The organism is Achromobacter sp. GW823-FHT04E03 (genome assembly GCF_058796095.1).
The window spans coordinates 1,251,803-1,265,445 of the sequence record NZ_JBXAIJ010000002.1; the positions used below are offsets into that span (position 1 = coordinate 1,251,803).

The 13,643-nt window shown below is 67.1% G+C and carries 11 protein-coding genes; 3 read left to right on the forward strand and 8 right to left on the reverse strand.

Features of this window, described 5'->3' with window-relative positions; all coding sequences use genetic code 11:
- Positions 1-28: 28 nt before the first annotated feature.
- The gene (locus AC1RHV_RS17120; protein WP_054452019.1) at positions 29-925 is read left to right on the forward strand and encodes a LysR family transcriptional regulator; all 897 of its coding nucleotides are present in this window, start codon (positions 29-31) and stop codon (positions 923-925) included.
- Between the two features lie 22 nt (positions 926-947).
- On the opposite strand, the gene phbB is transcribed toward AC1RHV_RS17120, so the two are convergent.
- The 6 genes from phbB to AC1RHV_RS17150 are packed head-to-tail and all read right to left on the reverse strand — an operon-like array spanning position 948 to position 8,637.
- Entirely contained in the window at positions 948-1,694 is a 747-nt protein-coding gene (gene phbB / locus AC1RHV_RS17125) for an acetoacetyl-CoA reductase (protein ID WP_054452018.1), read from the reverse strand.
- Positions 1,684-2,151 carry a hypothetical protein gene (locus tag AC1RHV_RS17130; protein ID WP_082400836.1) on the reverse strand — a complete coding sequence of 156 codons (468 nt, stop codon included), beginning with the start codon at positions 2,149-2,151 and terminating at the stop codon, positions 1,684-1,686. Before AC1RHV_RS17130 ends, phbB begins: the two co-directional genes overlap by 11 nt.
- 47 nt (positions 2,152-2,198) lie before the next feature.
- Positions 2,199-3,323 carry an ABC transporter permease gene (locus tag AC1RHV_RS17135; protein WP_059371289.1) on the reverse strand — a complete coding sequence of 375 codons (1,125 nt, stop codon included), beginning with the start codon at positions 3,321-3,323 and terminating at the stop codon, positions 2,199-2,201.
- Position 3,324: 1 nt separating this feature from the next.
- On the reverse strand, positions 3,325-6,069 hold the full coding sequence (rbbA, locus tag AC1RHV_RS17140) for a ribosome-associated ATPase/putative transporter RbbA (RefSeq protein WP_192353906.1): 2,745 nt from the start codon (positions 6,067-6,069) through the stop codon (positions 3,325-3,327).
- Positions 6,069-7,136, reverse strand: a complete 1,068-nt coding sequence (locus AC1RHV_RS17145; RefSeq protein ID WP_192352778.1) for an HlyD family secretion protein — start codon at positions 7,134-7,136, stop codon at positions 6,069-6,071. Before AC1RHV_RS17145 ends, rbbA begins: the two co-directional genes overlap by 1 nt.
- 13 nt (positions 7,137-7,149) lie before the next feature.
- Positions 7,150-8,637: an efflux transporter outer membrane subunit gene (locus AC1RHV_RS17150; RefSeq protein WP_492301459.1), complete on the reverse strand. Its 1,488-nt coding sequence runs from the start codon at positions 8,635-8,637 to the stop codon at positions 7,150-7,152.
- Positions 8,638-8,831: 194 nt separating this feature from the next.
- Here AC1RHV_RS17150 and AC1RHV_RS17155 point away from each other — a divergent pair, with 194 nt between their 5' ends.
- Together AC1RHV_RS17155 and AC1RHV_RS17160 are read left to right on the forward strand one after the other, a co-directional pair.
- Entirely contained in the window at positions 8,832-9,449 is a 618-nt protein-coding gene (locus AC1RHV_RS17155) for a TetR/AcrR family transcriptional regulator (protein ID WP_054452012.1), read from the forward strand.
- Positions 9,450-9,546: 97 nt separating this feature from the next.
- A complete protein-coding gene (locus AC1RHV_RS17160; RefSeq protein ID WP_125470123.1) occupies positions 9,547-11,121 on the forward strand; it encodes an EAL domain-containing protein in 1,575 nt (524 codons plus the stop codon).
- A 3-nt stretch (positions 11,122-11,124) separates the two neighbouring features.
- On the opposite strand, the gene kch is transcribed toward AC1RHV_RS17160, so the two are convergent.
- Positions 11,125-12,336 carry a voltage-gated potassium channel protein gene (gene kch, locus AC1RHV_RS17165; RefSeq protein WP_054452010.1) on the reverse strand — a complete coding sequence of 404 codons (1,212 nt, stop codon included), beginning with the start codon at positions 12,334-12,336 and terminating at the stop codon, positions 11,125-11,127.
- A gap of 431 nt (positions 12,337-12,767) precedes the next feature.
- The gene (locus tag AC1RHV_RS17170) at positions 12,768-13,583 is read right to left on the reverse strand and encodes a response regulator transcription factor (protein WP_054452009.1); all 816 of its coding nucleotides are present in this window, start codon (positions 13,581-13,583) and stop codon (positions 12,768-12,770) included.
- Positions 13,584-13,643: the final 60 nt, after the last annotated feature.

Here is a 13,643-nt window from a genome sequence, read left to right on the forward strand (position 1 = left end):
AATATAATTCACCAATAGTGAATAATATATGGATCATCTGACGGCGCTGAGGGTGTTCAGGCAAGTGGTGGAGCGGGGCGGCTTCGCAGCCGCGTCGCGGCAGATGGGCCTGTCGCCCGCCGCGGTCAGCAAGAACATCGCCGAACTGGAAACCCACCTGGCGGCGCGCCTGCTCAACCGCACCACCCGCCGCATGAGCCTGACCGAAGCCGGCGCGCGCTACTACGAACAGGTGGCGCGCATCCTGGACGACCTGAGCGAAGCCGAGCAATCGCTGGGGCCCTTGCAGCAGGCGCCGTCGGGCACCTTGCGGGTCAGCGCGCCCATGTCGCTGAGCCTGGTCCGGCTGTCCGCCGCCATGCCGCGCTTCCTGGAGCGCTATCCGCAGGTATCGCTGGACCTCAACCTGGAGGACCGCCGCATCGACATCGTCAAGGAAGGCTACGACCTGGCCATCCGCGGCACCGACCGGCTGGAGGATTCCAGCCTGGTGGCGCGCAAGCTGATGACGCTGGACCACGTGCTCTGCGGCGCGCCGGCCTACTTCGAGCGCCATGGCGTGCCGGCCTCGCCGCTGGCGCTGCGCAACATGGAACGCGTGCAGTTCACCTTGTCTGGCCACTCGGACGAATGGACCTTCAAGCGCGCGGGGGAGACCGAACGCGTCCCGGTGCGGGGCCGCTACAGGGTGAGTTCCAGCCTGGCGGTGCGCGATGCGCTGCGCGCCGGTTTTGGCGTCAGCCTGGTGCCGCGCGTGTACGTGCAGCAGGACCTGGACAGCGGCGCGCTGCAGGCGGTGCTGCAGGATTGGAAACCCGACGAGACCTACGTGTATGCGGTGTATCCCTCGCGCCGCCACATGGTGGCCAAGGTGCGCGCCTTCGTCGACTTCCTGCTGGAAGAACTGGGCGCGCCGCGGGAATGAGCCGCGGCGGCCCGTAGCCGCATCAACACATGTGCTGGCCGCCGTTCATGGCGACATTGCTACCGGTCATGAACGCCGCGGCATCGCTGCAGATGAAGGCGACCAGCGCGCCGATCTCTTCCGGGCGGCCGAGCCGGCCCAGCGGGATCTGCGGCAGGATCTTCTCCTTCAACACCTCTTCGGGCACGGCCTCCACCATGCGCGTCGCCAGGTAGCCCGGCGATACGGTGTTCACCGTCACGCCTTTCCTGGCCAGCTCCAGCGCCAGGGATTTGGTGAAGCCGTGGATGCCGGCCTTGGAGGCCGCATAGTTGGTCTGGCCAAACGACCCCTTGCTGCCGTTGACGGACGAGATGTTGACGATGCGGCCCCAGCCCCGGTCGGCCATGGCGCCGCATAGCGGCTGCGTCATGTTGAACATGGAGTCCAGGTTGCCGCGCAGCACGTCCGTCCAGTTTTCGTGACTCATCTTGCGCAGGCTGGCATCGCGGGTAAGGCCGGCGTTGTTGATCAGGATGTCGATCTGGCGGCCGTCTTCCTCCAGGCGCCGCGCCAGCGCCTGGCACGAGTCGTAATCGGCCACGTCCACCCTGTACATGGCGTAGCGGCGGCCCTGGGCCGCCTCCGCGTCCACCCACGCCCGCGCGGCGTCTTCGCTGGAGTGGTAGGTGATGATGACCTGGTGGCCGGCATCGTGCAGGGCGCGCGCGATGGCTTGCCCGAGGCAGCCGGCCCCGCCTGTGACGAGCGCAGTGCGTTCAGCCGTCATGATGGGATCCCGGTTGGCTTGCGTCGCGCATGGCCGAGCACGCCGACGCCATCTGGTTCGACAGCGTCTTCCAGATCTGCGCCATGGGGGTGTCTTCGATGCCCATGGCGCCGCCGGTGGCCTGCTTCAGCCAGCCTCGCATTGCTTCGCTCATGCCGGCGGCCAGGGTGGCCTGTTCTTCGAGCAGCGCGTGGGTGATGGCCTGGCTGGCTTCAAGCTGGCTTTGCCATTGCTTGCGCGTCATTTCGCCCAGCGCGGGCGCGATCTCTTGCCAGTTGCCGGATTGTTGCAAGGGCGCCAGTGCGGCCAGGTATTGTTCCGCGTTGCCGCCGGCCAGGCGGCGGCCCAGTTCAACCCAGCGCTGCTGGCTTTCCTGCGCAAGCTGCGCCATGCGCTGGCAATAGGCGGCATTGGCGCTGGCAAGGCCCTGAGGCGTGGAGGCAGTGGTTTTCTTCATCATCCGTCCTTTTAAGAGAGTGGTAAGGGGTAACGAACACACAGGCCTCAAGCCATCTGGCTGAGGGTCTTGCGAAAGCGCGCCAGCGAGAACGCGAACAGGACCGAGCCTATGAGCGCCAGCGCCAGGAAGGGTTGCCACACGACGCTCAAGCCCGCGCCGCGGTAGAGAATGGCCTGGCCGAGTTCCACGAAGTGGGTGGTGGGAGCGGCCAGCATGATGTCCTGCACGAACTGCGGCATGCTTTCGCGCGGCGTGGTGCCGCCCGACAGCATTTGCAGGGGCAGCAGCACTAGTACAAGCAACATGCCGAACTGCGGCATGCTGCGCGCAAGCGTGGCCATGAATATGCCCATAGAGGTCGTCGCGAACAGGTGCAGCGCCGCCCCGACCAGGAACAGCGCCACCGATCCTTCGATCGGCACTTGCAGCAAGCCGCGTACCACGAAAGTCAACGATAGCCCAGCAGATGCCAACACCACCAGCCCCATCGACCAGACCTTCGCGACCATGATCTCGGTCGGCGTCACCGGCATGACCAGCAGGTGCTCGATGGTGCCGTGCTCGCGTTCGCGGATCAGCGCGGCGCCGGTCAGGATGATGGACAGCATGGTGACGTTGTTGATGATCTCCATCAGCGCGCCGAACCAGGCCTGGGTCAGATTGGGGTTGAAGCGCATGCGCACCGCCAGCTCCACCGGCAGTTCGGTGGGCGCGCGGTAGCGTTTGACGAACTCGTTGATCTCGTCGCTGATGATCTGCTGGATGTAGCTGCTGCCCGTGAACGCCTGGCTCATGCGGGTCGCGTCCACGTTGAGCTGGATTTCAGCGGGCCGGCCAGCCAGCACGTCGCGCTGGAAATTGGGCGGAATGTTGACCGAGAAGGTGTAGCGCCCCGCGTCCATGCCGGCATCGGCCTCGGCCGAAGTCGTTACTTCCGGCGGTGTGAAGTGCGGGGGATAGAAGGCCGACGTGATGCGCGCGGACAGGGGCGAGACGTCCTCGTCGACCACGGCGATGGGAGCGTTGTGCAAGGTTTCCGGCACGGCCGTGGCGGCGGTGTAGATCATCAGCGTGAACGACACGAGGATCAGGATCAGCATCATCGGGTCGCGCGCCAGGCTCCACAGCTCCTTCACGCCCAGGCGGTAGATATTGGCCAGGTGCCGCATCTCAGGTCTCCTGTTTCTTCAGCAGCAGCGCCGAGGCGCCCAGGATGACGGGAATGGCGATCAGCAGCGGCCAGAACGAGCCTTGCAGGTTGGAGAAGTCCAGGGCCTTGCTGAAGACGCCGCGGCTGATGGTCAGCATGTGCGTGGCGGGGTAGACCTGTCCGATCAGGCGGCCGGCGCCTTCCAGCGACGACACCGGGTTGAGCAGGCCGGCGAACTGCACCGCGGGCACCAGGGTGCCTATCATGGTGAAGAACAGCGCCGCGATCTGGCTGCGGGTGAACGTGGAGGCCAACAGGCCGATGGCGGTGGCCACCACGTTGTAGATCAGCGCGGCGGCAAGCAGGGTCAGGAAGCTGCCGGTGATGGGCACGCCGAACAGCGTCACGGCCAGCAGCGTCATCAGCAGGAAATTCAGCATGGCCAGCGCCACGTAGGGCGCCTGCTTGCCCAGCAGGAATTCCAGCCGTGTCACGGGCGTGACGTACAGATTGATGATGGAACCCAGCTCCTTTTCGCGCACCACCGCCAGCGCCGTCAGCATCGCCGGCATCATCAGGAGCAGCAGCGGGATCACGGCGGGCACCATGGCGGGGAGGCTGCGCACATCCGGGTTGTAGCGGAAGCGCGTCTCTATGCTGACCGGCAGGGTCGCGTCCGAGCCCAGGCGTTCGCGCGCCTGCTGCATCAGCCAGCCCTGGTGCATGCCCAGCACATAGCCGCGGATGGTCTCGGCGCGCTGCGGCATGGCGCCGTCGATCCAGACGCCGATCTGCGCGCCGTTGCCGCGCTCCGCGTCGCGCGCAAAGCCTTGCGGTATCTCGATGGCCAGCGACAGCTCGCCGCTGCGCATGCGCGCGTCCATCTCCTCGTAGCTGGAAATGGGCGGATGTTCGATGAAGTAGCGCGAGCCCGCCAGGTTCAGACTGTAGTTGTGGCTCAGGCCGGTCTGGTCGCGGTCCATGACCGCATAGCGCAGGTCCTCCACGTCCATGCTGATGCCAAAGCCCATCACGAACATCAGCAAGAGCGAACCGGCCAGGGCCAGCGTGGCGCGCACCGGGTCGCGGCGCAGTTCCAGCGATTCGCGCCACATGTAGCTCAGCATGCGCTGCAGGCTGAAGCCGCGGTGTTCCGGCGTTTCGGCGGAGGCGGACGCCAAGGGGGGAGCGGCTTGCGCGTCAGCGTCTTCTGGTTTGGTGCCGGCGCCCGCGTCGATCAGGTAGGCGATGAAGGCTTCCTCCAGCGTCTGCGCGCCGCGCATGCGCGTGATCTCGTCGGGCGACGCGCTGACCAGCACCTTGCCCGCATGCATCAGCGACATGCGGTCGCAGCGCTGGGCCTCATTCATGAAGTGCGTGGAAATGAAGATGGTGACCTGGTCCTGGCGCGCCAGCGCGATCAGCAGGCGCCAGAAGTTGTCTCGCGCGACGGGGTCCACGCCCGAGGTCGGTTCATCCAGGATCAGCAGTTCGGGCTTGTGCACCATGGCCACCGCCAGCGACAGGCGCTGGCGCACGCCCATGGGCAGATTCTCGGGCAAGGTGTCCAGCACTTCGCCCAGGTCGAAGCGCCGCACCATCTCGTCCACGCGCGCCGGAATCTCGGCCTCCGGAACGTGGAACAGGCGCGCGTGCAGCACCAGGTTCTGCATTACGGTCAGTTCGCCATACAGCGAGAACGCCTGCGACATGTAGCCCACGCGGCGGCGGGTATCGATGTTGCGCGGATCGACCTCGGCGCCGAACAGCCAGGCCTGTCCTTCGCTTGCCGGCAGCAGGCCGGTCAGCATTTTCATGGTGGTGGACTTGCCGCAGCCGTTGGAACCCAGGAAACCGAAGATCTCGCCCTTGCGGATGCGGAAGTTCACGTGGTCCACGGCGACGAAATCGCCGAAGCGCATGGTCAGGTCGCGCGCCTCGATGGCGATCTCGGCGTCTTGGTCGATGGCCAGCGGCACGATCTCCACCGGCTTGTGGCCGCGCTTCTTTTCTTCCGGCAGCAAGGAGATGAAGGCGGCTTCCAGCGAGTCCGCGCCGGTGCGCTGCTGCAGTTCGGCGGGCGTGCCGGTGGCCAGCACACGGCCTTCGTCCATGGCGATCAGCCAGTCGAAGCGCTGCGCCTCGTCCATGTAGGCCGTGGCCACGATCACGCTCATGCCGCTGCGCTCGCGGCGGATCTCGTTGATCAGGTCCCAGAACTGCGCGCGCGCCAGCGGATCCACGCCGGTGGTGGGCTCGTCCAGGATCAGCAGGTCGGGGTCGTGGATCAGGGCGCAGCACAGACCCAGCTTCTGCTTCATGCCGCCGGACAGCTTGCCGGCCGGGCGCGACAGGAAGGCCGACATGCCGGTGCTGCGCGTCAGGCTGTCGATGCGGCGGCGGCGCTCGGCTTCGTCATGGCCGAACAGGCGGCCGAAGAACTGCAGGTTCTCTTCGACCGACAGGGTGGGATAGAGATTCTTGCCCAGGCCCTGCGGCATATAGGCGATGCGCGGGCACACGTCGTCGCGGTGCCGGCGGCTGGCCATGTCGCCATCCAGCACGTCCACCTTGCCTTCCTGCACCGCGCGCGAACCCGCGATCAGGGCCAGCAGGCTGGACTTGCCGACGCCGTCCGGGCCGATCAGCCCGACCATGCGGCCGGCGGGAATGTCCAGGGTGATGCCGTCCAGCGCCACCGTCTTGCCGTAGCGCAGGCTGACGCCGGACAGCGTCACCACGGGCGCGGTGTCCGGGGAGGTCATCAGGGCACCTTGACTTCAAGATTGGCGGGCCATTGCGCGTCGGCATCGAGCTTCAGCCAGGCCACGCCCGGCAGGCCCGTCTTGACCTGCTTCAAGTGCCGCTGCAGCAGCTCGGGGCTGATCTGGGCCTTGACGCGGAACATCAGCTTCTGCCGTTCGCTGGCGGTCTCCACCGTCTTGGGCGTGAACTGCGCGGTGCTGGCCACGAAGGAGACCTTGGCGGGGATGACGTATTGCGGCGCGGCGTCGAGGATGATGCGTACGTCCTGACCCAGCGCCACGCGGCCGGCCGCCTGCTCGGGCAGGAAGAACGTCATGTAGACATCGGCCAGGTCCACCATGTTCAGCACCTTGCCGCCCGCGCCCAGCACTTCGCCAGGCTGTGCCACGCGGTACTGCACACGGCCGTCGCGCGGGGCGCGCAGCTCGCTGTCGGCGATGTCGGCCTCGATGCGGGCGATGGTGGCCTGTGCGGCGGTGACGGCGGATTGCGCGCCGACCTCGGCGGCGCGCGCGGCGTCGATGGCGGCCTGCGCGGCCTTCACCTGCGCACGCGCGGCATGCACCGAGGCCTGTGCGCTGCGCACGCGGGCGCGGTCGTCGTCCAGTTCCTGGATGGACGAGGCGCCTTCCTTGGACAGCGTCTCAGAGCGGGCCAGGCGGCGGCGCGCGGCGTCCAGCTCGCTTTCGCGTTGCACCACCACGGCCTCTGCAGCCAGCTTGTCGCTCTCGCGTTGCGCGACCTGCGCGCTGGCGCTGGCCGCGCCGTTGACGGCCTGCTGATGCTGGGCGCGCGCTTCCTCGCGCTGCGCCTGCAAAGTGTCGATCTGCATGCGCGCCAGCGGCTGGCCCGCGGTGACGAAATCGCCTTCGACCGCCAGCACTTCCTGCACCCGGCCGGCCAGCTTGGCAGCCACGTCGATTTCGGTGGCTTCGATGCGGCCGTTGCCGCTGATGAATCCCTCGCCCGGGCCGCTGTCGGACAGCAACCGCCAGCCGTAGTAGCCGCCGGCGGCAACCGCCAGGGCGATCAGGACAGGGACCAGTTTTCGGGTGGGCAGGCGCATCGGGGATCCTTGATTATTGGTTTATAGGGGGGCTGGCGGTTGGCGCGGAGGCGGTCTGCGCCGCGGGCGGCGCTTGCGTGCCGCCGCCCAGCGCCGCATACAGCCGCACGCGGCTGGACAGCAGGGCGCGGCGCGTCTGCGCGAGCTTCTGCTGGGCCGCCAGCAGATCGCGCTGCGCGTCCAGCACCTCCAGATAGGGCGAGGCGCCATGGTCGTAGCGCAGTTGGGCGAGGCGGGCGCGTTCGTTCTGCGCCGCCACGGTGGCGCGCAGCACGTCCACCTGTTCCGCCAGCCAATAGCGCGCGGACAGCGCGTCGGACACGTCCTTGAAGGCGGTTTGTATGGTCTGTTCGTAGGCGGCCACGGCCTGGTCGCGGCGCGCTTCGGTCAGGTCCAGGTTGGCCGAGCGCCGGCCGCCGTCGAAGATCGGCAGGCTGATGCTGGGCGCGAAGTTCCAGGCGCGGCTGCCGCCCGAGAACAGGCCGTCCAACTCGCTGCTGGCGGTGCCGAACGCGCCGGTCAGGGTGATGGTCGGCAGGAAGGCGGCGCGGGCCGCGCCGATGTTGGCGTTGGCGGCCTGGAGCTGATGTTCGGCGGCGACGATGTCGGGGCGGTTGACCAGCAGGTCCGAGGGCAGGCCCGCCGGCAACTCGCGCATGACGGCGTTGTCGTCCAGGCGCGTGGGCAGCTTGGGCAGGTTCAGCGGCGCGCCCGCCAGCAGCTCCAGCGCGCTGGCCTGGGCGGCGCGGGTCTGTTCCAGGTCCGCGCCCAGCGCCTTGGCCTGCTGCCACAGCGTTTCGACCTGGGTCAGGTCCAGTTTGGAGATCGCGCCTTCCTCGAAGCGGCGGCGGAAGATGCGCAGCGACTCTTCGCGCGAGGCGATGGTCTCGCGGGTCAGCGCCAGGCGCTCGTCCAGTTCGCGCAAGGACAGGTAGCTGTCCGCCACTTCGGCGACCAGGCTCAGCGTCGCGGCCCGCGCGGCCGCATCCGAGGCCAGGTAATTCTGCAAGGCGGCGTCCTTCAGGCTGCGCACGCGGCCCCAGAAGTCCAGCTCCCAGCTGGCCATGCCCAGGCCCACCTGGTATTGGCTGGAGACCAGCGGCTGTCCCGTGAGGTTCAGGTCGCCCGGTACACGGGCGCGGGAGCCGTCCGCTTGCACGCCTATGGTGGGGAACTGGTCGGCGCGCTGGATGCCATACAACGCGCGCGCTTCTTCCACGCGCAGCAGGGCGCGGCGCAGGTCGCGGTTGTTGTCCAGAGCGGTGGATATCAGCGTCTGCAGCGCTGGATCGGGGAAGTAGGTCCGCCAGCCGATTTCGGCGGCGGCTGCGGCGTGGGCCGCGGTCGCTTCGGGCCCTGGGGCTGTATAGGCGGCAGGCACGGGCAGCGCGGGGCGTTCGTATTCGGGCGCCATGGACACGCAACCGCTGGCCAGCAGCGTCAGCAGGGCTGCGGGAACGAGGCGCGTGGCGATCGTGGCCGGAAACGGGCGGAGTGTCATGCGGGGTCTCTCCAGCGCGGGGGCCGGGCGCGTCCCAGGGCAGGCTTGTGACGCCGCCTTCGGGGCGGACCCGATACCGGGTTCATGCTTGCAGATATTGTGCAGTGCGGCGGCTACGCATTCCTTGATCAGAATCAAAGTAGCGACTGACTGGTCGGTTTTTAATGAATTGCACATATACAGGGAGCAGAAGGATGGTCATGCAGCGCCGTCGTCTTCCTCCGGTGGTGCGGATCGGGCAGATTCTCGATGCCGCGCTCCAGGAGTTCTCGCAGGCGGGCTATGCCGGCGCCAGGATGGATGACATCGCGCTGCGGGCTGGCCTGTCCAAGGGTGGGCTCTATGCGCATTTCGACAGCAAGGAAGCGGTCTTCGAAGCCCTGCTGACGCGCCACCTCAGCCCCTCGCGGCTCGACATCGAGGCGGTGGTGGATGGCGCCCAGTCGCCGCGCCATCTGGCCGAACGCATCGTCAATCATCTCTACGTCAGCCTCGGAAACGCGGCCATGATCAGCACCATGCGGCTGCTGCTGGCCGAAAGCGGGCGCGTGCCCCACCTGGCCGCGCGCTGGCGGCAGGAGACCGCGCAGGCGCATCAAACCGACATCGCGCGGCTGCTGGAGCGCGCGCGCGATCGCGGCCTGTGCGCCGATTGCGTCGCGCTCAAGCATCCCTGGCTGCTGCTGTCGCCCATCGTTCATACCCTGGTCATGTCTGCGCTGATGGGACCTGACGAGCGCATCGACCTGCCCGAGCGGCGGCAGGCGCATGTGGCGCTGATCTGCGAGCTTCTGCGCCAGAGCCCTGCGTGACGGAGGGCCCCGGAGTTCCTTGACGCTGCGCCCGGCTTGGTGTCCTATCCAGAGTTGGTCGCGCGGCGGCCATGCACGACCTACGCGGCGAGGTGACATGGCGACATCGGGAGTGACTGGCGACACACCGTCCTGGCGTTATCTGCCAGTGGCCCTGGCTTTGGTGCTTCCCATCCTGGCCTGTGTTGGCTGGACATGGCTGCAAGCGCACAACGCACAGCGGCTCGAAGGCGAGACCGCCGCGCGCATCGTGCGCGCCCAGGCCGAGAGCATCCTCATCCAATCCCAGGACATGCTGGGGCGGGTGGCGGAACAGGCGGGCAAGCCTTGTGACGAGGTGCTGCCCATGCTGCAGCGCTGGGGCACCTTGAATCCGTATTTTCGTTCCCTGGTCCTGGTGCGCAACCAGCGCGTCTACTGCTCATCGGCGGTAGGCGCCGTGGACGCCTCGCTCGACGATTTCAGCAAGTGGAAAATCAACATCGTGTCGGACCACTGGCAGATCTCGGTGGCCGGCACGCCCTTGGCGCCGGAGCGGCCGGCCATCCTCATAGGCAAGTCCGGCGCCGACGGCCATGGCGGCATCGTGGTGGTGGATGGCCGCTACGTGCAGGACCTGGTGAATGCCGTGGCCACCATGGACGACCTGCAGCTGGAATTGGTCGTCGGCAGGAACGGCGCGCCGATACGCAGCGATTCCTGGGGCGGCGCGGCGGCGCGCGCGGTGCCGCTGCGCGACGAGGACGATGCCACCGCGACGGGCCTGAGAGTCAACGTCCTGGCGCCGCCCGAGACCCTGGTGCGCGCGTGGTCGCGGTCCATGGCGACGTATCTTCCGGTGGCGCTGCTGCTCGGGCTGGGCCTGGCCGTGGCCACGCACCGGCTGCAGGTCAGCAGGCGTTCGTTCAAGGAACGCCTGCGCCGCGCCATGCGGGCTGGCGAGTTCCTGGTGCACTACCAGCCCGTGTACGGGCAGGCCACGGGCCGCTGCGAGGGCGTGGAGGCGCTGATGCGCTGGGAGAGGCCGGGCATCGGGCCGGTGCGCCCGGACGTCTTCATCGCCGAGGCCGAGGCCGAAGGCATGATCATTCCGCTGACCCAGCATCTGCTCACGCTGATCGAACGTGACATGCGGACCTGGCCCACGCCGCCGGATTTCCACATCGGCGTGAACATCGCGGCCGAACACTTATCCAGCGTGGAACTGCTGCCTGACGTCCAGGCCTTCGCGGCCAAGATCGCGGCGCGGCATCCGCTGGTGGTGCTGGAGATCACCGAGCGCAGCCTGATCATGGACAACGGGCAGGCACGGCGCAACATCGATGCCTTGCGCGCCCAGGGCCTGCGCGTGGCGATCGACGACTTCGGCACCGGCCACTGTTCGTTGTCGTACCTGCAGAAATTTCCGGTGGACTACCTGAAAGTCGACCAGGGCTTCGTGCAGGCCATCGGGCCCGCGGGCGAGGAAGCGCCAGTGCTGGACGCCATCATCACGCTGGCGCACCGTCTGGGGCTGTCGGTCGTGGCGGAAGGCGTGGAAACGCCATATCAGTTCGACTATCTGAAGGCGCGCGGCGTGGCGTTCATCCAGGGCTATCTGTTTGCGCGGCCGATGCCGTCGGCCGAGTTCGTGCGCTGGTACGCCGGGCATGAACCGCCCGGCGACGCGTAGTCTTCAGGCGGCTTTGCCGTTGGGGGCGGCCTTGGCGAAGAACAGGTCGGTGATGCTCTGGCTGTCCATGGGCTCGCCGTTGATGGCGCGGGCCAGCAGCTCGGCGCCCAGCAGTTGCACGGAGAACACCAGGTCGGGATTCACCCGGCGGATCTTCTCCAGGTGCTTGCTGGTGTTGACCAGCGCGACCGTCTTGGCGCCGTTTTCGCCGCAAGCTTCCTTCGCGGCCAGCACGATGAAGGCGTTCTCGGCGTCGTCGTCGCGCAGCGCCAGCACGTAGCGCGCGCGGGTCACGCCCGCGTTGTGCAGCACATCCACGCTGGACGGGTCGCCTTCGATCAGGTCCGTGGCCGCCGGATATTCCTGTGGCACGCCAGGAGGCACGATGACGGTGACTTCGTCGCCGCGGCGCCGCAGGCCGTCGTAAACGCTCATGGCCAGGGGCGTCGCGCCCGCGATGATGATGTGATTTTTGCGCATGGCGGTGGAGAACCTGCCTTTGACCAGCCGTTTCAGATTGCCGCCGATCACCGGCCCGGCGATCGCGCTGATGGAGGTGGCGAAGATGGTGATGCCCAGGATGATAATCGACGCGGTGAACAGCCGCGCGGTTCCGGTGTGCGGCGTGATGTCGCCATAACCGACCGTGGACATGGATACGATGGAGAAGTAGAGCGCGGTGGTGGCGTCCGTGATGGGCGGATTGAATTCGTTGCCCAGATAGAGCGTGCCGAAGACCGCGTAGATCAGCAGCGACAGCATGCTGACCAGGGCGAACAGCGAGCCGGCGGTCACGCTGGCGCGGTCGAAACGGCGCCAGTAGGCGATCAGCGCGATGACCAGGACCAGCGTATAGATGCCCAGGCCGGCGCGGCCGCTGTCTCCCATGATGGCGAAGGTGCCCACGCCGATCAGCAGCACCAGCGAGAACGCCCAGGCGATGCGCGCCTTGAGGATCAGTCCCAGCGCGATGACCTGCAGCCCCACGCCTAACACCAGGCGCGGTATCTCCAGCAGGCCCACCACGCGCATGACCTCATGCCAGTTGTCGATGGCGAGCCAGAATCCGTATTCGCGCGCCCGCACCTCGCGCAGCACCGGATGCATGAAGGCGTACCCGTCCAGCGCCACCAGGATGGCCAGGCACCAGTTGGGCGGAAACAGCGCCAGCAGCTTGCGCAAGCGGTGCTTGAGGGGAACGGGTAGTGTGGGCATGGCTTTGGCGGGAACGGATCCCAAGTCCTTTGGCGGCATTGTAGGGGGCGTGCCGCGCTATACCAGATATGTATGGAAGGCTATCAACAAAGAATTACTGCAAACCTGCCCGAGGTCCTAAACTTCGTGCATCAAGCGGCTATCCATGAGGAACGCCGCTGATAAGGGCGGGACGGCCGCTGTTTTAGCAAACGGACGAATCGCCTGGCGTTGATCACGTTGCAGCCTGTGCAGGGACTAGAGACCCCGCCCAGGTTCACGGTCTGACCGTACGTGAGCAGTATGAGGCACGAATGTTGGAATCGCGTGATCCAGGTAGTAGGCATCAGTGCCGGCTGATGACTCCAGGCTCACGTGTTGTTTTAGCGCGGCGTCTTACCTTTCGAGGCAGCGCCGCGTTTTTTTCGTCCTGGCCCGTTGCGGGCCGGACCTCAGATGGACGCGTTCGCGTCCGCCGTTTCTCGGCGCCAGTCGCCCTGGGCCTCCAGGCGGCTTTCTTCCCCAGATACCCGAAATTCCAGGTCCAGCGTGATGTCCGCTGCGAACATGTAGCCCCAGCCATGCACGGCGCGGATCGGCAGCGTCATCTCGTTGGCCGTCGCCTTGCGCCGCAAGCGGCTGATCATGACGTCCACGAAGCGGCGTCGCGAGATGCCGCTGTCGGCCTCGTCCGCGCCGTCCGCGTAGAAGGCGTCGCGGCTGACCTTGCGGTCGGGCGCGTTGACCAGCCGTGACAGGAAGTCGCGCTCGCCGGTGGTCAGCCCCAGCGTGCGGCCCGTGGGGCTGATCAGGGTCCAGCCCTTGTTCGCAAGGCGCCAGGTGTCGTGCATGGATTCATCCAGCGTGTGTCCGTCGGATGCGGCGTCCGCGCCGTCCAGGCCCACGGCGCGGCGCACCAGCGCCTGCAGCGCCGCCGCCAGCTCCAGCCCGGATACGTCCGGCGGCAGGCAGGCATCCGCGCCGCAGAGCAGCGTACGGATGCGGCTTTCGGCATCGGCGAATGCGGCAATGGCGACAATGCCCAGGCCTCGGTCCACGGCGCGCAGCCGGACGGCGGCATTGTGGATGTCGGGCAGGGGCGCTTTCAGCACCACCAGCGGGCAGGGGCGGCGCGAGTATCTGTCGTAGACGTCGGCCAGGTCATGGCAGCGGCGCACATTGAAACCCAGGTGCGAAAGGGCTTCGATGAGTCCGGCATGCCTGGCGTCGTCGTGGCCCAGAAATATGACATCCAGCGTGTTGTTCATTGATGCTTCCAATGAGGAGACAGGCCTGGGCGGCTGTGCCTGATGCCTAGGCGGCTGTGC